This window comes from Mycobacterium sp. Marseille-P9652, from assembly GCF_902652685.1.
In the GTDB taxonomy this organism is placed as follows: Bacteria; Actinomycetota; Actinomycetes; order Mycobacteriales; family Mycobacteriaceae; genus Mycobacterium.
The window spans coordinates 1-21426 of the sequence record NZ_CACRUY010000047.1 but is presented as its reverse complement, the minus strand read 5'-3'; the positions used below and the strand labels follow the sequence as shown (position 1 = coordinate 21426).

Sequence of the window (21426 nt, the reverse complement as noted above, 5' to 3'; positions counted from 1 at the left end):
CGCCCGTCGGGCCGAGCCGCGCGCGCTCAGGAGGGACGCCTCGTCAGCCCGATCGACGCCGGGATGCGGTCCGCCGAAAGCCGTTGGCGGAAAACCCAATACGTCCACGCCTGGTACACCACCGTCAGCGGGGCCATGAACGCGGTCACCCAGGTCATCACCTTCAGGGTGTAGGGGGTCGATGAGGCGTTGTAGATGGTCACGCTCCACTGCTTGTTCAGCGTGGACGGCACCAGGTTCGGATAGAGCGAGCCGAACAAGAGGATCACCACGGCCGCGACCACGATGGCGGTGCAGGCGAACGCCCAGCCGTCGGAACCGCGCCGCCATACCAACAGCACCGCCGCGAGTTGAGCGACCACGGCCACGCCCAGCACCAGCCAGGTCCACGGTTTGCCGTATGCCAGTTGCGTCCACACGCCGAAGCCGGCGACCAGCACGGTGACGGGGATCGACAACCTCATGGCGAATCGGTGCGCGTCGTCGCGAATGCCACCGGAGGTCTTCAGCGAGAGGAAGACGGAGCCGTAGAGCAGGAAGAGTCCCGCGGTGGCCAGCCCACCCAGCAGGGTGTAGGGGTTGAGCACGTCGGTGATCGACAGGTTGACGTGGCCTCGGGCGTCGACCGGCAGGCCCCGCACGAGTATCGCGAACGCCACCCCCCACAGGATCGCGGGAAGCCACGAACCGACCGCGATGCCGGCATCGGCCCACCCGCGCCACTTGGTGTCGTCGACCTTGCCCCGCCATTCGATCGCCACGGCCCGCACGATCATGCCGAAAAGGATCGCGAGCAGCGGCAGGTACAGCGTGGAGAACACCGTGGCGTACCAGCCGGGGAACGCGGCGAACATCGCCGCACCGCCGACGATCAACCACACCTCGTTGCCGTCCCACACCGGCCCGATGGTGTTGAGGGCCGTGCGGCGGCGAGGTTCGGGATCGCCGTCGCCGCTGCGGGCGAGCGGCTCCATCAGCATGCCCACCCCGAAGTCGAAGCCCTCGAGGACGAAGAAGCCCAGGAACAGCATGCCGATGATCCCAAACCACAACTCTTGCAATTGCATCGGTCAGCTCCTTTCCGGATTGGTCTGCACGGCCTCGTCGGGCCTCAATAGGCGAAGGACAGCGGCGCCACGTCCTCGTCGCTGGGCGCCTTGGGCGGGGCCGGCTCCGCGTCGTGTTCCTGCGGCCCCTCGACGATGTAGCGCTTCTGCAGCCAGAACCAGATGACGGCGAGCACCGCGTAGACCAGGGTGAAGGTGACCAGCGACGTGATCACCATGGCGGGCGCGTGGTTGGAGACGGCCTCGCGCACGGTGAACCGGACCTGTTGATCGCCAGTGGGATTCGGCGCGACGATCCAGGGCTGGCGCCCCATCTCCGTGAACACCCAGCCGGCGATGTTGGACAGGAACGGGGCGGGGATGGTGATCAGCGCCAGCCAGGACAGCCATCGCTGATCGGGGATCCGGCCGCCGCGGGTGAACCACAGCGCCGCCAGGGCGAAGAGGACGGGGATGGCCAGCAGGCCGATCATCGCCCGGAACGACCAGTAGGTCACGAAGAGGTTGGGCCGGTAGTCGTTAGGGCCGAATCGGTGCTCGTAGTCCTGCTGGAGGTTGCGCACGCCCTGCAACGTCACGCCGCTGGTCTTGCCGTCGGCCAGGAACGGCAGCACGTAGGGCACCTCGATGACGCCCTTCACCCCGTCGCAGTTGTTGTGCCGGCCGACCGTCAGGATCGAGAAGTCGGGATCGGTCTGCGTGTCGCACAGGGTTTCGGCCGACGCCATCTTCATCGGCTGCTGGACGAACATCAGCTTGCCTTGCCGGTCGCCGGTGAAGAACAAGCCGACGGCGGCTATCAGCACCACCCAGCACCCGAGAATGGTCGCCGGACGAAACATGGTGCGGGCGTTGGACTCCGCGTCCGGGGTGGAGGTCGCCGGGACCCGCGAACGGACGAGCCACCAGGCGCTGACTGCGGCAACGAACGCGCCCGCGGTCAGCAGCGCGCCGGTGACGGTGTGCAGGAACGCCCACCGCGCGGTGTTGTTCGACAGCAGAGCGAAGATGCTGTCCAACTCGGCGCGGTGCGTCGCCGGATTGTAGTGGGCGCCAACTGGGTGCTGCATGAACGAGTTGGCCACGATGATGAAGAACGCCGACATGTTGACGCCGAACGCGACGATCCAGATGCACGCCAGGTGAAGCAACTTCGGCAGCCGGCCCCAGCCGAAGATCCACAACCCGATGAAGGTGGACTCGAAGAAGAACGCAAAGAGGCCCTCCATGGCCAGCGGCGCGCCGAAAATGTCGCCGACGAACCGCGAGTACTCCGACCAGTTCATGCCGAATTGAAATTCCTGCACGATCCCCGTCGCCACGCCGATCGCGAAGTTGATCAGGAACAACTTGCCGAAGAACTTGGTGAGGCGATACCAGGCCGTGTTGCCGGTCGCGACCCACACGGTCTGCATGACGGCCAGCAGCGGCGCCAAACCGATTGTGAGGGGCACGAATATGAAGTGGTAGACGGTGGTGATACCGAACTGCCACCGCGAGATGTCGACGACATTCATACGTCATCTCCTGACGATGCGGACGCTGATGAACAGCTACTACACATTGTAGTAGCCCGGTTTGGCCGGCGCTATAAGCCGAGCGATTTGGAAGCCTTGCGGATGCTGAACGACGACACGATCTCGAACACGCCGATGACGACGAACCAGACGCCGACCACTACGGCCAGGGTCACGATCGACTCCAACGGCGATGCGAGCACGACGATGCCGGCCAGCAGGCTGATCACCCCGACGAAGATCGACCAGCCCCGGCCGGGCAGGCCCGGGTCACTGATCGCCGAGACCGAGATCGCCACACCGCGGAAGATGAAGCCCACGCCAATCCAGATGGCCAGCAACAGGATTGCGTTGCCGAAGTGGCGAAAAGCCAATACCGCCAGGATCAATGACGCCGCCCCGCTGATGAACAACAGGATCCGGCTGCCGGCCGTGACGTGCAGGGCGAACGCGAAGATCACTTGCGCGACACCGGTGACGAGAAGGTAGGCGCCGAAGATGACGGCGGCCACGAGGACGGTCCTGCCGGGCCATGCGAGGATCAGGCCACCGAGGATCAGTGACAGGATTCCCGACAACAGCGTCGATTTCCACAGGTGTGGCAACAAACTTGGAACCGGGGTGGTCCCCCCGAGGGTTGTCATGACCGAAGTCTGGCATGGGGCGGCGATCCCCGAATAGGGTCTTTCGACTCGAATCAGACGTGGGCGGTGCGCGGTTCCTCGGTGTGCACGTCGCCGGGTTCCTCGGCGGGCTTGCGGCCCAGGAGGTACCAGGTTCGCATGACGCCCTTGCCCTTGACCTCCATCAGACCGCGTTCCCGAAGCACGAACTCGTCCTTGAGGCGTTCGTACATGGCCTGTGGCACCTGGATCCGTCCCACCGAGTCGGTCGATTCCATCCGGGACGCGACATTGACTGCGTCGCCCCACACGTCGTAGAAGAAGCGGCGGGACCCCACGACGCCGGCGACCACCGGCCCGGTCGCCATACCCACCCTCAACGGCACCGCCTCGCCGTGCGGATCCTTGAGTCCCGCAACGACATTGACCATGTCGAGCGCGAAATCGGCGAGGGCCTGCGGGTGGTCGGGCCGCGGGCGCGGCACGCCGCTGACCACCATGTAGGAGTCGCCGCTGACTTTGATCTTCTCCAGCCGGTGCCTGTCCACCAGGGCGTCGAAGGCGCTGAACAGGCGGTCGAGGAACTGCACCAGGTCGGCCGGCGCGGTGCTGCTCGCCCGTTCGGTGAAGCCGACGATGTCGGCGAACAGAACCGAGGCCTCGTCGTACTTGTCGGCGATGATCCCGCGGCCCGGCTCCTTGAGCCGCTCGGCGATGCTGGCCGGCAGCATGTTGGCCAGCAACGCCTCGGATCTCTGGTACTGAGCTTCCATGACCGCCTCGGCCCGCGCCGTGTCGCGCAGGGCGAACCACACCGTGACGACGACCATCACCACGCTGGAGACGGCCGTGACGACGAAGCCGGCCGACTGCGCCCAACCCGGCTGCAGCCCGGTGTCGCGCGGCACGGCAAATTCCACGGCGATGATCAGGCCCGCGGCGACGGCCGCCAGGACCGACGCCAGGACGATGTGTTCGATGCCGAGCAGCAAGACGACGATGCAGGCGCCCACCAGGAAGAAGAATTGCGAGCCCGAACCCGTCCCCACGTCGATGCAGCTGGCGACGATCGAAAGGTACGCCGCGCCGATGAAGGTCAGCGGCGCGACCAGTTCACCGAAGCGATTGAGCCACGGAACCATTGAGAAGACGATCGCTCCCGCGATGTTGATCGAGGTGAGCTCCCACAGCGACGACCCGGCGAGGACCTGCACAACCACGAAGCTGACACTCACCATCACGGCAAGCCAGGCCGTGATCGACAGGATGCGGGCGCGGCGCGCGGCGGCGTCGGCGTAGTGCTGATTGCGGTCGCGGTTCTGGGCCCGCACCGCCGCAACGCAATCCGGGCGGTCAGGTTCGTCGGGCCGTCTCGGTGGGGCACCGCAGTTCTTCGCCGCCACGATCACAGCGTAACCGCTGATGCGGCGCGTGTCGTCGCATTGCGCGCGCGGTCAAGAGGGTCATCAGCACGGAGCGCACGTCGTTTCGACGGCCGGTGCATTTCCGGCGAGCAAAGTTGGCGAGGCACTATCTATTTCGCAAAGCGGGCACCAGACGTATCGGGATTGCGCCGATAATCCGGAAATGTCCGTTTCCACTTTTACAGATTTATGACGTGATGATCTCCCAGGCCCAGCGGGTGCTGAATGCAGACTTGATCACCGGGGATCGCGTTGAGCCGCGCGTGGTCGCTGCCCTCCATGGAATCGCCCGCGACCTGGAATAACGAGGCCGCCGCGTCGCAGCCGTACGCGCAGCCGCTCAGCGACCCGACGGTGAGAGCGAGGACTACGGTGAGGCCGAATCTTTTTTTGGCACGCGTCATAACTCACCCCCGTCGACCGAGGCGAATAGATTGTGGTGAATCGAACCCTACAACGCGATTTCTCGCTCCGGAAGCCCTTGTTGGCAATTATCCAATAGTGAAAACGGGTGTGCCAAACGGCAATTCGATCAAAAATGATTTTGTCGTTCTTTCGGAATTGTTTCGTGCCGAACGTCTGACCCGGCCCCCGTGGAATCAGCGGAAACGATGCGTCAGGTCCGACTGCCGACTGGGCGGTTCGGTGCCCGTGCTACCTGCGCCGTCGCCGTCAATCGAGATCGCGCCGATCAACCGTCCCTTTCGAGCGGGTGCAGCGTTGCCAGCTGGGCCAACCGCCGGGCTTGTAGCCATCCGGTGTGTAGGAGAGCTGGGCGTGACCGCGGCGGTCGACTTGACCCGCCGTCCCGGACCGGCCGATGGAACCGGAGCGATGTTCGGAGGGTTCGTCGCAAGTTTTCGTCAGCCAGGAAACTCCGGCGCGCTGCGATCGCGAAGAACAAACCGATCCCCAGTGCAAGCACCGCCGGGGCCGATCGGAGTAGGAGGCGAACCGTAACGGCGGTGCCGGTGGCGAGCGTGCCCTTGAGCCACATGCGGTTTCGGACCCCTGCGTTGTCAGCGTCGGCGGGCCGGAATTCGGGCGGCAGAATCGCCCTGATATCAGGGTCTTTCAGAATGTCGGTCAGCCGCGGTGGGTCCGGATAATAGAGCAGCAACTCAAGACCTTGCTCGCCTTTGGATCGGAGATGGTCGACGTTCCCCGTGGCGAGATACGCCTGCAGGTTGACCGCCTGATGGCGTGCCGATTTGCTCCAGTCGATGGCGCCACGCGATCCCTCGTAGCTCAGGTGTGCGATGGCCGCTACGAGAATCAGCACCCATGCCATGGCGCCCGGTCTGACGAATCGACCAAATCGCATGGCGGGCGTCTTATCCATGAGTGCCAAGACCGCCATGAACCCGACCGGATAGACAAGCAGCAGGAAGTCGACATACCGCGGGGCGACGATCGGCCCACGGGCGTAGGCGAGCATCGCAACCAGCGTGATCACCCAGCCGGCTATCCCCACTGCGACCCATGCTGGGTCGGAGATGGCGGGGCGCCTCGCCAGTGTCTGCCGGCAAAACCAGACCGTCGGGACCAGGGCGAGGACGACTGCGCCACTGAATTGGACCAGTCCCTCGAGGATCGTCCATGGCGTGATCGCCACCAATTGTTTCGCGCCCGACGATGTCCACCAAACCATCGCCGCAGCGATAACAGCCAGAACGATCACGGGGGCGAATTCGCGGGGACACCGCTTCCTGGTGTTGGTCGCTAGCTGCAGAGTCACGAGCACCCCAGCGGCCACCAGGGTGGCCATGCCTGACGAAAAAGCCAAGTAACTGAAGACCGCAGCAGTCAATCCGCCGAACCAGCGCAACGAGAACGGCCGCGCGGCGGCAAACGCAACCAAGGCCGCGATGCCGAACAAGGACGGGAGGTAGAAATGAAAGTTGAAGCCCAGAAGGGTGTTCTCGAAGCCGATCGGAAACGCGAAGAGCACTGCGACGAAACAGCACAGAAGCATTCGGCGCCGCGGCGCGGCCAGGGGCAACAGCAACGCCGTGAGCCAGGTGATCAACGCGGTGTGCACAAGGGCGCACAGAATCATCTCCAGGCGCGGATTCCACTCGCCGGCCAACTCCAGATGCACCAGTGCGAGCACCCGGGTAAGGAAGATGCGGTGTTCGTTGAGGTGGGCGAACAGGTCGGCCAAAGATAGGGTGCCTTTTAGATACGGCGCATACAGACCCGCCGCCTCCCCGTCCCACTGATCCACCAAGGGCACCGGCGACCCGAGCGCCGAGATGGTAATGAGCTTGGCGCCGAAAACGGTGCATGCGACCGCCGCCAACATGCCGACGATGCCTTTTCGTCGCGCCGGTATGTCGGGCGGTGCGGCCTCCGAGTTCGGCACGTTTTCGTCGCGACCGTCCATCGAAGATGCGGCCAGCCGCTCTTCGGGACTCGCGACCGCACCGTCGCGTGCTGCACTCCGCTCAACCGTGTGAGTCGCCATACGAACCGTGCCCCCGTTGTCCCACAATGCCCTCAGCGACGACGCGGTCAAGCTGTCCTCCTGCTGGGGGCTTGCTTCGGTCAGCGTAAAAGTTCGTGCGTCGGTAGGTAGTGGTTCCGGCAAATCCGGCGAGTGAAATTTGCACGGTCGGCAGGACCTTTCCAGCCGGCGGACCCCGGCCGGTGGGTGGTAGCGCGGCCGAATGGGGGTCGATCGCGGCGACGGGTGTCGACTTTCGCTCATCTGTGTAGCGACTATCGCTGCGGCACAGGCGATCTCGGCCCGCCCTCAGGCAAGAATGCCGCCTGAACCACGCCAAAAGCGCAGCCAGACAGGATGATCGCGCCGCAATACGCGGCTGATCTGCGCAAACTTCGCCTAACCCCGATGTGCCCTCGGTGGGATTCGAACCCACACTGGACGGGTTTTGAGTCCGTTTCCTCTGCCAGTTGGGATACGAGGGCTTACTCGGCCTCCTACGTTAGAGGCAGCCTCCCACCATAAGGGATATGGTGCCGGCGTCCGTCTCACCGCCCCGAGTTCGCTGGTCGGGGACATTCACGAGACAATGTTCGTCATGACCGGCCCCACGAACGACACTGACGCCGCCGCACCGCGCCGGGTCCTGATCGCGGAAGACGAAGCGCTCATCCGACTGGACCTCGCCGAGATGCTGCGAGAGGAGGGTTACGAGATCGTCGGCGAGGCCGGCGACGGGCAGGAGGCCGTCGAGCTGGCCGAGCGCCATAAGCCCGATCTGGTCATCATGGACGTGAAGATGCCACGCAGGGACGGCATCGACGCGGCGGCCGAGATCGCGAGCAAGCGGATCGCCCCGATCGTGGTGCTGACCGCCTTCAGCCAGCGCGACCTGGTTGAGCGCGCCCGCGACGCCGGAGCGATGGCCTATCTCGTCAAGCCGTTCACGATCAGCGACCTCATTCCGGCCATCGAACTGGCCGTCAGCCGGTTCGGCGAACTCACCGAGCTCGAGCGGGAGGTGGCCTCCCTGTCCGATCGGCTGGAGACGCGCAAGCTCGTCGAGCGCGCCAAGGGCCTGCTGCAGACCAAGCAGGGCATGACCGAGCCCGAGGCGTTCAAGTGGATCCAACGGGCCGCCATGGACCGCCGGACCACAATGAAGCGGGTGGCCGAGGTGGTCCTGGAAACGCTCGACAAGCCCGAGGGCGAGTAGCAGGGACGTCGAGCCTGAACTGGCGGCATCGAGCCTGGATCCACATCGCCCAATTCGGCGATTGCGCGCGCTGAGTTCAGTCTCGACGCGCCGGGTTCAGTCTCGGCGCGCCGGGTTCAGGGTCAGCGCGCGACGATCACCGACGAGCCGTGCCCGAACAGCCCCTGGTTCGCGGTGACGCCGACGGTGGCGTTCTCCACCTGCCGGCCGGTGGCCTGCCCCCGCAACTGCCAGGTGAGCTCGCACACCTGCGCGATGGCCTGCGCGGGGATGGCCTCGCCGAAGCACGCCAACCCGCCCGACGGGTTGACGGGCACCTTGCCGCCCAGGGCGGTCGCGCCGCTGCGCAGTAGCCCCTCGGCCTCACCCTTCGGGCACAGCCCGAGGTGCTCGTACCAGTCGAGCTCCAGCGCGGTGGACAGGTCGTAGACCTCGGCCAGGCTGATGTCCTCGGGCCCGATGCCCGCCTCGGCGTAGGCCGCGTCGAGGATCTGGTCCTTGAACACCCGGTCGGGCGCCGGCACCGCGGCCGTGGAATCCGTTGCGATGTCGGGCAATTCGGGTAGGTGCTGCGGGTAGCGCGGGGTGACCGTGCTGACCGCGCGCACCGACGGCACGCCGTCGAGCGAGCCGAGGTGCTTGCGGGCGAAGTCCGCACTGGCCACGATCAGCGCCGCGGCGCCGTCGGAGGTGGCGCAGATGTCGAGCTGTCGCAGCGGGTCGGAGACGACCGGGCTGGCGAGCACGTCCTCGACCGAGGATTCCTTGCGATAGCGGGCGTTCGGGTTCTGCAGCCCGTGCTGCGAGTTCTTGACCTTCACCCGGGCGAAGTCCTCCGACGTCGCCCCGTACAGGTCCATGCGGCGCCGCGCGAGCAGCGCGAAGTACACCGGGTTCATCGCACCGATGAGGTGGAAGCGCTGCCAGTCCGGGTCGTTCTTGCGTTCCCCGCCGACCGGCGCGAACGCCCCCTTGGGGGTGGTGTCGGCGCCGATCACCAGCGCGACGTCGCAGAACCCGGCCAGGATGTGGGCGCGTGCGCTCTGCAACGCCTGCGAGCCGCTGGCGCAGGCGGCGTAGCTGGAGCTCACCGGCACGCCGTTCCAGCCGAGCTTCTGCGCGAACGTCGAACCGGCGATGAAGCCCGGGTAGCCGTTGCGGATGGTGTCGGCCCCGGCGACCAGCTGGATCTGCCGCCAGTCCAGCCCCGCCTCGGCCAGGGCGGCGCGCGCGGCGACCACCCCGTATTCGGTGAAGTCCCGGCCCCACTTGCCCCAGGGGTGCATGCCGGCGCCGAGGATGTAGAGCGGTTCGGGTGTGCTCACGAGGCCACCTTCCAGGCATATACGAAGCGCTCGACGCCGTCGTCGTCGGTGAAGAGCGGCATGGTGGTCAGCTCCATCTGCATGCCGACCTTGAGGTCGGCGGCCAGCGTGCCCTCGACCACCTTGCCCAGCACGATGATCCCCTCGTCGGCCAACTCGACCGCGGCGATGGCGAACGGCTCGAAGGGGTCGGCGGCCCGGTAGGGCGCGGGCGGGGCATACCGGTTCTCGGTGTAGCTCCACAGCGTGCCGCGCGTCGACAGCGCGACGGCGTCGAGCGTGTCGCCGGCGCAGGCGGGGTTGGGGCAATTGTTCTCGCGCGGCGGAAAGACGTAAGTGCCGCACGCGGGGCATTTGCTGCCGATCAGATGGGGCTGGCCCGCGTCGTCGGTGGCGAACCATCCGTCGATCGCGGGTTCCTGGCGGGTGACCTCTGGCACCGGGCCAGCGTACCCAGCGGCCCGGCAAAACTGAAACGTGTTGCAGTTTGGGCGGCCCGCGTAGGCCGTCGGACCCGATGCCTAGAGTGAGAGCCGTGACTGCCGCGAAAACCGCGATTAAGGCCTCCGGCACCGCCGACGCGGACACCGCCAAGCCCACGCTGATGTTGCTGGACGGCAATTCGCTGGCCTTCCGGGCGTTTTACGCGCTGCCCGCCGAGAACTTCAAGACCCGCGGCGGGCTGACGACCAACGCGGTCTACGGCTTCACCGCCATGCTGATCAACCTGCTGCGCGACGAGGCGCCCACGCACGTCGCCGCCGCCTTCGACGTGTCGCGCCAGACGTTCCGCTCCGAGCGCTACCCCGAATACAAGGCGAACCGGTCCTCGACGCCAGACGAGTTCCACGGCCAGATCGACATCACCAAGGAGGTGCTTGGCGCGCTGGGCATCACGGTGCTCTCCGAGCCGGGCTTCGAGGCCGACGACCTGATCGCGACGCTGGCCACCCAGGCCGAGAACGAGGGCTACCGCGTCCTGGTGGTCAGCGGCGACCGCGACTCGCTGCAGCTGGTCAGCGACGACGTGACGGTGCTATACCCCCGCAAGGGCGTCAGCGAGCTGACCCGGTTCACCCCCGAGGCCGTCGTCGAGAAGTACGGGCTCACGCCCACGCAGTACCCGGATTTCGCCGCGCTGCGCGGGGATCCCAGCGACAACCTGCCCGGCATCCCCGGTGTCGGGGAGAAGACCGCGTCGAAGTGGATCATCGAGTACGGCTCGCTGCAATCGCTGGTCGACAACGTCGAGGCGGTGCGCGGCAAGGTCGGCGACGCGCTGCGCGCGCACCTGGCCAACGTCATCCGCAACCGCGACCTCACCGAGCTGATTCGCGACGTGCCGCTGGCCCAGACACCGGACACGCTGCGGATGCAGCCGTGGGACCGCGACCACATCCACCGGCTGTTCGACGACCTGGAGTTCCGGGTGCTGCGCGACCGGCTGTTCGACACGCTGGCCGCGGTCGAACCGGAGGTCGACGAGGGCTTCGACGTCCGCGGCGGGGCGCTGGAGCCGGGAACCGTCGGGCAGTGGCTGGCCGAGCACGCCGGCGACGGGCGCCGTTCCGGGCTGGCCATCGCGGGCACCCACCTGCCCCACGGCGGCGACGCGACCGCGCTGGCCGTCGCGGCCGCCGACGGCGAGGGCGCCTACATCGAGACGGCGACCCTGACGCCCGAGGACGACGCCGCGCTGGGCGAGTGGCTCGGCGACCCGGCGAAACCCAAGGCGCTGCACGAGGCGAAGCTGGCCATCCACGACGTGGCGGGGCGGGGCTGGACGCTGCGGGGCATCACCTCCGACACCGCGCTGGCGGCCTACCTGGTGCGGCCGGGGCAGCGCAGCTTCACCCTCGACGATCTGTCGTTGCGCTACCTGCGCCGCGAACTGCGCGCGGAATCGCCCGAGCAGCAACAGCTTTCGCTGCTCGATGACATCGAGGGGGTGGACGAGCAGGCGGTCCAGACCTTGGTGCTGCGCGCGCGGGCCGTGGTCGACCTCGCCGACGCGCTCGACGCCGAGCTGGACCGCATCGACTCGACCGCGTTGCTGGCCGACATGGAGCTGCCCGTGCAGCGGGTGCTGGCGAACATGGAAAGCGCCGGCATCGCCGTGGATCTGCAAATGCTCGGCGAGTTGCAGAGCCAGTTCGGCGACGAAATCCGCGATGCCGCCGAGGCGGCCTACGCGGTGATCGGCAAGCAGATCAACCTCGGGTCGCCCAAGCAGCTGCAAGCGGTGCTGTTCGACGAGCTCGGCATGCCGAAGACCAAGCGCACCAAGACCGGATACACCACCGACGCCGACGCCCTGCAGTCGCTGTTCGACAAGACCGGGCACCCGTTCCTGCAGCACATGCTCGTCCACCGCGACGTCACCCGGCTGAAGGTGACCGTGGACGGGTTGCTGAACTCGGTGGCCGACGACGGCCGGATCCACACCACGTTCAACCAGACGATCGCGGCGACCGGCAGGTTGTCGTCGACCGAGCCCAACCTGCAGAACATTCCGATCCGCACCGACGCCGGCCGCCAGATCCGCGACGCGTTCGTGGTGGGCGCCGGCTACTCGGAGCTGATGACCGCCGACTACAGCCAGATCGAGATGCGCATCATGGCGCATCTGTCCAAGGACGAGGGCCTGATCGAGGCGTTCAACACGGGGGAGGACCTGCACTCGTTCGTCGCGTCCCGCGCGTTCGGCGTGCCGATCGACGAGGTGACCCCGGAGTTGCGCCGCCGGGTCAAGGCGATGTCATACGGGCTCGCGTACGGGCTGAGCGCCTACGGGCTGTCGGCGCAGCTCAAGATCTCCACCGAGGAGGCCAAAGAGCAGATGGACCAGTACTTCGCCCGGTTCGGCGGGGTGCGCGACTACCTGATGGCCGTCGTCGAGCAGGCCCGCAAGGACGGCTACACGTCGACGGTGTTCGGGCGGCGGCGCTACCTCCCCGAACTCGACAGCAGCAACCGGCAGGTGCGCGAGGCGGCCGAGCGCGCGGCGCTCAACGCGCCCATCCAGGGCAGCGCCGCCGACATCATCAAGGTGGCCATGATCGAGGTGGACAAGGCGATCAACGAGGCGGGGCTGGCGTCGCGGATGCTGCTGCAGGTCCACGACGAGCTGCTGTTCGAGATCGCGCCCGGCGAGCGCGAGCGGGTCGAGACGCTGGCGCGCGAAAAGATGGGCGGCGCTTACCCGCTCGACGTCCCGCTCGAGGTTTCGGTTGGATACGGTCGCTCCTGGGACTCGGCGGCACATTAGCCGCGTGCGAGCGCCGGAACCCCTTGTCCGACACCGAGAAGGAGCGCTGTGAACGCAGCCTGGATGATTCCGTTCATTGTTCTCGGCGGTGCGCTTCAGACGTGCGGGGCGGCCATGAACGGGCAGCTGTACAAGCACCTGATCAATCCGTGGCTGGCGTCGGCGGTCTCGTTCGCGGTCATCACCGTCTTCTTCGTCGCGGCGTTCCTGTTGATGCCCAAGCCCCTGCCCACCGCGAAGGACATCGCCGCGATGCCCTGGTGGGCGGTGATCGGCGGCCTGGTCGGCGCGGTGCAGGTCTACGCCGGCCTGACCCTGGTGAACAGGGTCGGGGCGGGCACCTTCATGGGTTTCACCGTCACGGCGGCGCTGATCATGTCGTTGTTCATCGACCATTTCGGCTGGCTGCGGGTGGCTCCGCACCCCATCAGCCTGGGCAGATGCCTCGGGGGAGCGCTGATGGTCGGCGGGGTCGTGCTGATCGCGAAGTTCTGACCGGCAGCGCGCCCACCCGCCCCACCGCGACTGGTTTGGCCAGCATGTCCTGTGTCGAGTAGCCTCAACAGGTAAATCCCGTTTTGTCCCTACGACCCAACCTGTCCGGAGCAACCCACCACATGCCGAGTCCCACCGTCACCTCGCCCCAAGTAGCCGTCAACGACATTGGCTCCAGCGAGGACTTTCTCGCAGCAATAGATAAAACGATCAAATACTTCAACGATGGCGACATCGTGGAGGGCACGATCGTCAAAGTTGACCGGGACGAGGTGCTCCTCGACATCGGCTACAAGACCGAGGGGGTCATCCCCGCCCGCGAGCTCTCGATCAAGCACGACGTCGACCCCTCCGAGGTCGTTTCCGTGGGCGACGAGGTCGAGGCCCTGGTTCTCACCAAGGAGGACAAAGAGGGCCGCCTGATCCTGTCCAAGAAGCGCGCGCAGTACGAGCGCGCCTGGGGCACCATCGAGGCGCTCAAGGAGAAGGACGAGGCCGTCAAGGGCACGGTCATCGAGGTCGTCAAGGGCGGCCTGATCCTCGACATCGGATTGCGCGGCTTCCTGCCCGCCTCGCTGGTCGAGATGCGGCGCGTGCGCGACCTGCAGCCGTACATCGGCAAGGAGATCGAGGCCAAGATCATCGAGCTCGACAAGAACCGCAACAACGTGGTCCTGTCGCGCCGGGCCTGGCTGGAGCAGACGCAGTCCGAGGTGCGCAGCGAGTTCCTCAACCAGCTGCAGAAGGGCGCCATCCGCAAGGGCGTGGTCTCGTCCATCGTCAACTTCGGCGCGTTCGTCGACCTGGGCGGGGTGGACGGCCTGGTGCACGTCTCCGAGCTGTCCTGGAAGCACATCGACCACCCGTCCGAGGTGGTGCAGGTGGGCGACGAGGTCACCGTCGAGGTGCTCGACGTCGACATGGACCGCGAGCGGGTGTCGTTGTCGCTCAAGGCGACTCAGGAAGACCCGTGGCGGCACTTCGCCCGCACGCACGCCATCGGCCAGATCGTGCCCGGCAAGGTCACCAAGCTGGTGCCGTTCGGCGCGTTCGTCCGCGTCGAGGAGGGCATCGAGGGCCTGGTGCACATCTCCGAGCTGGCCGAGCGCCACGTCGAGGTGCCCGACCAGGTGGTCGCCGTCGGCGACGACGCGATGGTCAAGGTCATCGACATCGACCTGGAGCGCCGCCGGATCTCGTTGTCGCTCAAGCAGGCCAACGAGGACTACACCGAGGAGTTCGACCCGGCGAAGTACGGCATGGCCGACAGCTACGACGAGCAGGGCAACTACATCTTCCCCGAGGGCTTCGACGCCGAGACCAACGAGTGGATGGAAGGTTTCGACGCCCAGCGCGCCGAGTGGGAGGCCCGCTACGCCGAGGCCGAGCGCCGGCACAAGATGCACACCGCGCAGATGGAGAAGTTCGCCGCCGCCGAGGCGGCCGGCCACGGCACGGGCGGCGACCAGTCGTCCGGCTCCGGCGGTGGGCGCGAGGAGAAGGCGGCCGGCGGTTCGCTGGCCAGCGACGCCCAATTGGCCGCGCTGCGGGAGAAACTCGCCGGCAACGCGTAACGCTGCGTTTCCGGCATGCTCCGTATCGGGTTGACCGGTGGCATCGGCGCCGGAAAGTCGGCGCTGTCGTCCTCGTTCGCGCGGTGGGGCGCAGTCGTGGTCGACGGTGACGTGATCGCCCGCGAGGTGGTCGCGCCCGGCACCGAGGGGCTCGAGGCGCTCGTCGAGGCCTTCGGCGACGACATCCTGCTGCCCGACGGTTCGCTGGACCGACCGGCGTTGGCCGCCAAGGCGTTTCGGGACGACGAGGCGCGCAAGAAGCTCAACGGCATCGTGCATCCCCTCGTGGGCAAGCGGCGCGCCGAGATCATCGCGTCCGTGCCCGACGACTCGGTGGTGGTGGAGGACATTCCGCTGCTGGTCGAATCCGGGATGGCGCCGCTGTTCCCGCTCGTCGTCATCGTGTATGCCGACGTCGAGGTGCGGCTGCGGCGGCTGGTCGATCAGCGCGGCATGCCCGAATCCGACGCCCGCGCCCGCATTGCCGCCCAAGCCACCGACGAGCAGCGCCGCGCCGTGGCGGACATATGGGTGGACAACTCGGGCACCCCGGACGATCTGGTGCGCACCGCCCGCGAGATCTGGAACGACCGGATCCTGCCGTTCGCCCACAACCTCAGCGAGCGACGGGTCCCTCCAAGCGCCGTGCGGCTCGTCGCACCCGACCCCACGTGGCCCGACCAGGCCCGGCGGATCGTCAACCGGCTCCGGACGGCGTGCGGGCACCGGGCGTTGCGCGTCGACCACATCGGCTCCAGCGCCGTCCCCGAACTGGTCGCCAAGGACGTCATCGACATCCAGGTCACCGTCGAATCCCTCGGGGTCGCCGACGAACTCGCCGAGGCGCTGCTCGCCGCGGGGTACCCGCGCGCCGAGCACATCACCGAGGACGTCCCCAAGCCGCACGCCCGCAGCCGCGTCGAGGAGTACGACCACAGCGACGATCCATCGTTGTGGCGCAAGCGTTTTCACGGCTCGGCCGATCCCGGCCGGCCGACCAACGTACACCTGCGGGTCGACGGCTGGCCCGACCAGCAGTTCGCCCTGCTGTTCGTGGACTGGTTGACCGCGGAGCCCGAGGTGGCGGCCGAGTACGTGAACGTCAAGCGGGCGGCCGCCGAGCGCGCGGACGGCGACATCGCGTCGTACGCCGAGGCCAAGGAGCCGTGGTTCGCCGACGCCTATGAGCGGGCGTGGGAGTGGGCCGACGCCACCGGCTGGAAGCCCTGAGCCACCATGCCGTTCGTCGACAACATTGTGGGCCCACGGCGGCCCTTCGTGGACGAGGCGCCGCGGCTGGTGGCCGGACGACGGCGGCGCACCAGCACCATCGACACCCATCCGGATGGTGCGGGCGGCTCCCTGGCCGACCTGCGGGCGCGCGACGTGGTGGGCGCTGAGGACGGACGCGTCGAAGTGCTCGGTGAGATCCGAATGGAGGCACATCTCACCGATCAGGTCGTCGACGACATCACGTCGCCCGCCGGCCTCGACGCACTGCTGGGCTGTCGCGTTGGCGCCGGATTCCGGGCGAAGGTTGGCCGGCTGTTTCCTGAGGAAGCGGAGCGCGCCAGCCTGCTGCATCTGCTGCTCGACGACTGGGTCGGTGCAACCCTGGTGTCCGGATACGCCACCCAACACGCGGCCATCGTCGACGGTGTCGAAGAGAAGATGCCGCCGGGCATCGCCGACCGAATGGCCGGGATCTGTGCCGGTTTCGCGCCGGACGCTTCGCTGATCGCGTACACCCGGCGGCACGATGTCATCCCGACGGGCCGTGGGCCGGTGGCGCCACCGCTGAGCGGACTACACGAAGTGGAGCCGCTCCGAGCGCGCGGAATGCGCAGATACCGACGTCTGGATCTGGCGGAATTCGACACCGGGCCGGCGCAGTTCCAGGCCCACTTCCGCGACTCTCACGTGGACGACGACTTGGTGGAAACGATCGTGCACGAGTACACGGTCGCCGGCACGATCGACGCCTCACGGCGGGTGATCACCGGGGTGAACGCCGAAGTGCGGGTGTTGCCCTGGCAGGAATGCCCGGGGGCAATCGGTAGCGCGTCCCGCATCCGGGGTATGACTCTGGCCGAGTTACGCGATCGCGTCCGCGGCGAATTCGTCGGCACCAGCACCTGCACCCACCTCAACGACACGTTGCGCGCGATCGCCGATCTGGATGCCCTGTTGGATAGCCGGTAAGCCTGTATGGGAGTCGGGCAATCGGACTCAGGCGGGCAGCGGTGCGCCGCAGGCCAGCGCGCCGTTGTTGGGATCGGCGTTGCCGGGTGCCGGCCTGACCAGTTGGTCGGCCTGGGTGAAAACGTTGTCGTCGACGTCGATCTCGCAGTGGACGTTCGCCGAGTACGGGAAATGCAGCACTATCCGCATGCCGGCCTGCGCCGGGTCGGGCAGCACTGTGTTGGCTTCGAATGCGTTGCCGGGCATGGACGGAAGGTTGGCGGTGTTCGTCTGGCCGCCGTTGATGATGAAGGTGGCCTGGCTGCCGGTGGTCAGCGCGTCGATCCTGGCGCGGTAGGTGATGTTGTGCAGGTCCGCCCGCGCGGTCGCCGGACTCAGCTGGGAGCCAACGGCGATGAGGGTCACGATCGGCAGGAGCCTGCGGCCGATGCAGCTCATAGTCGCTGACATTACGCCCAGCGCGAGCGGGGGACCAAGGGCTCAGGCCCCCGTCTCCCGCACGACCTCGCCGGCGTTCTTGTCGGTGCGGACGCCGAGGTAACGCGGGTGGCGGAGCTTCCCGTCGCGCGTCCACTCGGTGAAACCGATCTGGACCACCAGTTCCGGCCGCACCCAGTGGGCGTCGCCGAGCCGGCCGAGTCCCAGGGAGAAGGGCGGGGTTTCGCGGGCGAGCGTCGACAGCCTCTCGTGGAGGCGGCGCAGGGTGGCCTCGTCGAAACCGGTGCCCACTTTGCCGGCGTAGACCAGGTCCCGGCCGTCGTAGTACCCGAGCAGCAGCGCGCCCAGCTCCACCCGGCTGCCCCTGGGGCTGGTATAGCCACCCACCACGAACTCCTGGTCCCGTACGCACTTGAACTTCAGCCAATTCTTCGACCGGCCACTGTCGTATCGCGACTCGGCCAGCTTCGCGATCACCCCTTCGTCGCCGCGTGCGCAGGCGGCGCGGTAGGCGGCCAGGCCGTCCTCAAGCCGGTGCGGGGTGTACCGCAGCGGGTCGGCGAACTCGATCGCGTTGCGCAGCAGTCGCTTACGCGTGAGCAGGGGCAGGTCGATCGTTGACTTGCCTTCGACGTGCAGCAGGTCGAACAGGTAGTAATAGATCCGGACCGGCGACGCCCGGGCCGCCTCGGGATCGGAGATGCCGAGGCGACCCTGCAGTCGGGAGAAGCTGGTGCGGCGGCCCTCGAACGCCACCACCTCACCGTCCACGACGAACCGTGCGGTGCGCTGCGCGGCGAGCGCGTCGACCAGCTCGGGATAGGTTCCGTTGAGCGGCTGGCGGTTTCGCGACAGCAGCCGCACTTGGTCACCGTCGCGGAAGGCCAGGCAGCGCATCCCGTCGAACTTGCGCTCGAAGATCCACCGCGGATCGGAGAACCGCTCGTCGGTCAGCGTCGCCAATGTCGGCGCCCGCCAGTCGGGCACCGCCTCGTCGCGCAACAGGGCGCGCACGGATGCGGGCAGACCGGCGAAGTCCATTCCCGAACGGTACCGCCGCGAGCAGGGCCATTGACCCGTCCGGTTACCGCCCGCGCCAGGTGAGTTCCATGCCCATGCCGCCCAGCCACCGCGACAGGTCGTAACCGTTGCGGGCCAACCCGTCCACGGCGTCCACCGCGCGGCGCACGGCCCGCTCGCCGACCTCAGCCGTCAGCAGGCCGTGACGGACGGCCTCGAGCAACTCGTCGACGTCGGCCAGCGCCGCACGCACGCCCGTGCGGACCTCGATGTCGAGATAGTGATCCTCGGAGTGCCACACGTCGCGGCCGGGCGTGTAATCGCCGACGTCGAGGTAGTAGTCGTGATCGCGTTCATGGCCGGGATTGAAATGAAAGACCGTGGCGCGCAGCCCGATCGAGGGCAGCAGCCACGACTCGAGGTAGTGGAACTGGGCGCGGCCCGGGGTCGGCCGGGCCAGGTAGAGCCCCCACGGTCGCACGACGTACTCGTCGACGCCCCGCACGATGCCCTTCGGGTCGGTGTTGGTGCGGGCCCGGAGGTCGAACGTCTCGTGCTTGGGCGGATGAATGGTCGTCAGCCTATCGACGCAAGCGGATCTTCCACCGCACGAAGCCGGCGTAGCACAGCGACAACGCGGCCAGCATGCCCATGTCGATCAGCCAGACCCGGGACGTGTGCTCCCAGAACCTGTCCTGGCTCAACATCGACTCGGGCACCAGGTGGCGCAGGTCGACCGTCGACGCCGCGGCGGCGTAGCCCCACCGCGCGGGCATCGCGAACGACAGCTGGTCGAGCCCCAGCCGGCCCGTCACCGGCACCATGCCGCCGCACAGCACCAGCTGCGCCATGACCGCCACGACGAACAGCGGCATGATCTGTTCGCTGGACCTCACCAGCGACGAGATCGCCAGGCCGAGAATGGCCGAGGCGACGCAGGTCGCCGCGACGGTAGCGAACAGTTCGAGGGCGGCCCCCGCGGTCGAATGGCCGAACAGCACGGCGCCCCGCGCGGGCGCGCTCTTGCCGAGAACCACGATCGCGGTGATGATCGCCGACTGCAGAATCGCGAACCCACAGAAGACCGCGGTCTTGGCGAGCAGATAGGCCGTCGTCGACAACCCGACCGCCTGCTCGCGCTGGAAGATGGGGCGCTCGCCCACCAGATCGCGGATCGTCAGCGCGGTGCCCATGAACGCCGCGGCCGGCAGCAGCAGGGCCAGGATCTGCACCGCCTCGTCGGGCGTCCCGGCGTTCGGGCCCGGAACGCGAAAACCCTTGCTGCCCGGGACGGTCAGGGACAGGGCCCCCAGGATGAACGGCAGCAGCGCCAGGAAGACGAAGTACGCGCGGTCGGCGACGACGAGGCGGACCTGGCGCCGGGCGACCGTGGAAACCTGGCGCCGCACGCTCGTGTGGACCGGCTTGCCGATGTCGCCCGGCTCCTCGTCGCGGTCCGCCATGAGTTTCTGGGGCCGCCTCTGGGCCTCGCTTCGCTCGATGAAGCGCCGGTTCGCCTCCTCCGGGTCGGCGCCGACCTTGGTGAAGATCTTGGCCCAGTTGGTGGTCCCCATCGCGTCGCCGATCCGGTCGGGCGGGCCGCAGTAGGCCGTCTTACCGCCCGGCGCCACCAGCAGCAGCTGGTCGCAGGTGTCGAGGTAGGACAGCATGTGCGTCACCACGATCACCACGCGGCCGGCGTCGGCCAACTGCCGCAGCATGGTCATGACCTGGTAGTCGAGCGCCGGGTCCAGCCCCGAGGTTGGCTCGTCGAGGATGAGCAGCGACGGCCCGGTGAGCAGCTCGAGTGCCACGGAGGCGCGTTTGCGTTGACCGCCGGAGAGCTTGTCGACGCGGGTGTCGGCGTGCTTGGTGAGGTCGAGCTCGCCCAGCACCTTCTCGACAACCTTGGCGCGGTCGGCCTTGCTGGTGTCGGGCGGCAGCCGCAGCTCGGCGGCGTAACCGAGGGCCTGGTTCACCGTCAGCTGGCGGTGCACCACGTCGTCCTGCGGCACCATGCCGATCCTGCTGCGCAACGAGGCGTACTCGGCGTGGATGTCGTGTCCCTCGAAGCTCACCGAGCCCGACGTGGGGCGCGCGTAGCCGGCGATCAGCCGGGCCAGCGTGCTCTTCCCGGCGCCCGAGCCGCCGATCACGGCGGTCAGGGTGCCGGGGCGGGCGGTCAGCGAGATGTTGTCGAGCAGCTGCTTGCCGTTGTCGACGACGTACTTGACGCCCTTGACCTCCAAACCGCCTGTGCGCGATGCGGCTTCGCTGCTGGGCACGAGCGTGCCGTTGCGGAACTCCAGGTCGACGTTGCCGATGGTCACGACGTCGTCCTCGGACAGGATCGCGGACCCCACCCGGGTGCCGTTGACGAACGTCCCGTTGACGCTCTCGTCCCTGATCTCGGTTCCGAGCCGCGTCTGCACCAGCGTCGCGTGCCGACGCGAGGCCAGCACGTCGGAGACGACGATGTCGTTGTCGGCGGCGCGGCCGATCGTCACCGCCTCGGCCTGGTCGTGCGACGCGCGGGGGGTGAGGAATTTCACCATCCTGGTCGCCAGGTTCGACACGTCGGCCGTCTTGGCGTCGATGACGGTGAACTCCGCGGCCGGCGTCGGCTCCGGGGTGGCGCTCTCAGCCGCCTCGGGCGGCGCGGCGGAGGACCTGGCGGCCGACTCGGCGTTGACCACGGTCACCTGGTCAGGGGGTGTCCCCGGCAGCGGCATCGCCGACGTCGGCGCGCGCCGCGGTGACGCTGCCGGACGCGGCGGCGCCACGGGGGGCCTTTGCGGCGCGTTCGGGGGG

At 67.6% G+C, this 21426-nt stretch carries 18 protein-coding genes and 1 tRNA gene; 6 read left to right on the top strand and 13 right to left on the bottom strand.

Annotation, left to right across the window (positions count from 1 at the left end; genetic code table 11):
* Window positions 1–26 precede the first annotated feature (26 nt).
* The 7 genes from cydB to GPY60_RS20645 form a co-directional block, all read right to left on the bottom strand.
* Entirely contained in the window at window positions 27–1067 is a 1041-nt protein-coding gene (cydB, locus tag GPY60_RS20675) for a cytochrome d ubiquinol oxidase subunit II (protein WP_156689565.1), read from the bottom strand.
* Between the two features lie 44 nt (window positions 1068–1111).
* Window positions 1112–2584, bottom strand: coding sequence for a cytochrome ubiquinol oxidase subunit I (locus GPY60_RS20670; protein ID WP_156689564.1), 1473 nt, complete (start codon window positions 2582–2584; stop codon window positions 1112–1114).
* A gap of 71 nt (window positions 2585–2655) precedes the next feature.
* Entirely contained in the window at window positions 2656–3228 is a 573-nt protein-coding gene (locus GPY60_RS20665; RefSeq protein WP_156689563.1) for an HdeD family acid-resistance protein, read from the bottom strand.
* A gap of 53 nt (window positions 3229–3281) precedes the next feature.
* On the bottom strand, window positions 3282–4610 hold the full coding sequence (locus GPY60_RS20660; RefSeq protein WP_156689562.1) for an adenylate/guanylate cyclase domain-containing protein: 1329 nt from the start codon (window positions 4608–4610) through the stop codon (window positions 3282–3284).
* A gap of 200 nt (window positions 4611–4810) precedes the next feature.
* Entirely contained in the window at window positions 4811–5035 is a 225-nt protein-coding gene (locus tag GPY60_RS20655; protein ID WP_156689561.1) for a hypothetical protein, read from the bottom strand.
* A gap of 287 nt (window positions 5036–5322) precedes the next feature.
* Window positions 5323–7149, bottom strand: a complete 1827-nt coding sequence (locus GPY60_RS20650) for a hypothetical protein (protein ID WP_156689560.1) — start codon at window positions 7147–7149, stop codon at window positions 5323–5325.
* Window positions 7150–7488: 339 nt separating this feature from the next.
* Window positions 7489–7562, bottom strand: a tRNA-Leu gene (locus GPY60_RS20645).
* Window positions 7563–7675: 113 nt separating this feature from the next.
* Here GPY60_RS20645 and GPY60_RS20640 point away from each other — a divergent pair.
* A complete protein-coding gene (locus tag GPY60_RS20640) occupies window positions 7676–8293 on the top strand; it encodes an ANTAR domain-containing response regulator (protein WP_156689559.1) in 618 nt (205 codons plus the stop codon).
* A 122-nt stretch (window positions 8294–8415) separates the two neighbouring features.
* Here GPY60_RS20640 and GPY60_RS20635 read toward each other — a convergent pair whose 3' ends face one another.
* The gene (locus tag GPY60_RS20635) at window positions 8416–9579 is read right to left on the bottom strand and encodes a lipid-transfer protein (RefSeq protein ID WP_156689583.1); all 1164 of its coding nucleotides are present in this window, start codon (window positions 9577–9579) and stop codon (window positions 8416–8418) included.
* A 35-nt stretch (window positions 9580–9614) separates the two neighbouring features.
* On the bottom strand, window positions 9615–10058 hold the full coding sequence (locus tag GPY60_RS20630; protein WP_156689558.1) for a Zn-ribbon domain-containing OB-fold protein: 444 nt from the start codon (window positions 10056–10058) through the stop codon (window positions 9615–9617).
* Window positions 10059–10222: 164 nt separating this feature from the next.
* Here GPY60_RS20630 and polA point away from each other — a divergent pair, with 164 nt between their 5' ends.
* From polA to GPY60_RS20605, 5 genes are all read left to right on the top strand, one after another.
* Window positions 10223–12886, top strand: a complete 2664-nt coding sequence (gene polA, locus GPY60_RS20625) for a DNA polymerase I (RefSeq protein ID WP_156689582.1) — start codon at window positions 10223–10225, stop codon at window positions 12884–12886.
* A 48-nt stretch (window positions 12887–12934) separates the two neighbouring features.
* Entirely contained in the window at window positions 12935–13381 is a 447-nt protein-coding gene (locus tag GPY60_RS20620) for a DMT family transporter (protein ID WP_156689557.1), read from the top strand.
* A gap of 122 nt (window positions 13382–13503) precedes the next feature.
* On the top strand, window positions 13504–14955 hold the full coding sequence (rpsA, locus tag GPY60_RS20615; protein ID WP_156689556.1) for a 30S ribosomal protein S1: 1452 nt from the start codon (window positions 13504–13506) through the stop codon (window positions 14953–14955).
* A gap of 15 nt (window positions 14956–14970) precedes the next feature.
* Entirely contained in the window at window positions 14971–16185 is a 1215-nt protein-coding gene (coaE, locus tag GPY60_RS20610; RefSeq protein ID WP_156689555.1) for a dephospho-CoA kinase, read from the top strand.
* Window positions 16186–16191: 6 nt separating this feature from the next.
* Window positions 16192–17157 carry a DUF2889 domain-containing protein gene (locus GPY60_RS20605; protein WP_156689554.1) on the top strand — a complete coding sequence of 322 codons (966 nt, stop codon included), beginning with the start codon at window positions 16192–16194 and terminating at the stop codon, window positions 17155–17157.
* 27 nt (window positions 17158–17184) lie between these two features.
* On the opposite strand, the gene GPY60_RS20600 is transcribed toward GPY60_RS20605, so the two are convergent.
* The 4 genes from GPY60_RS20600 to GPY60_RS20585 all read right to left on the bottom strand — a co-directional run.
* A complete protein-coding gene (locus GPY60_RS20600; RefSeq protein ID WP_156689553.1) occupies window positions 17185–17595 on the bottom strand; it encodes a hypothetical protein in 411 nt (136 codons plus the stop codon).
* Window positions 17596–17637: 42 nt separating this feature from the next.
* Window positions 17638–18636, bottom strand: coding sequence for a non-homologous end-joining DNA ligase (gene ligD, locus GPY60_RS20595; RefSeq protein ID WP_156689552.1), 999 nt, complete (start codon window positions 18634–18636; stop codon window positions 17638–17640).
* A 43-nt stretch (window positions 18637–18679) separates the two neighbouring features.
* A complete protein-coding gene (locus GPY60_RS20590; protein WP_156689551.1) occupies window positions 18680–19120 on the bottom strand; it encodes a DUF402 domain-containing protein in 441 nt (146 codons plus the stop codon).
* Between the two features lie 76 nt (window positions 19121–19196).
* The coding region (locus tag GPY60_RS20585) for an ATP-binding cassette domain-containing protein (RefSeq protein ID WP_197283767.1) at window positions 19197–21426 on the bottom strand (2230 nt) is incomplete at its 5' end.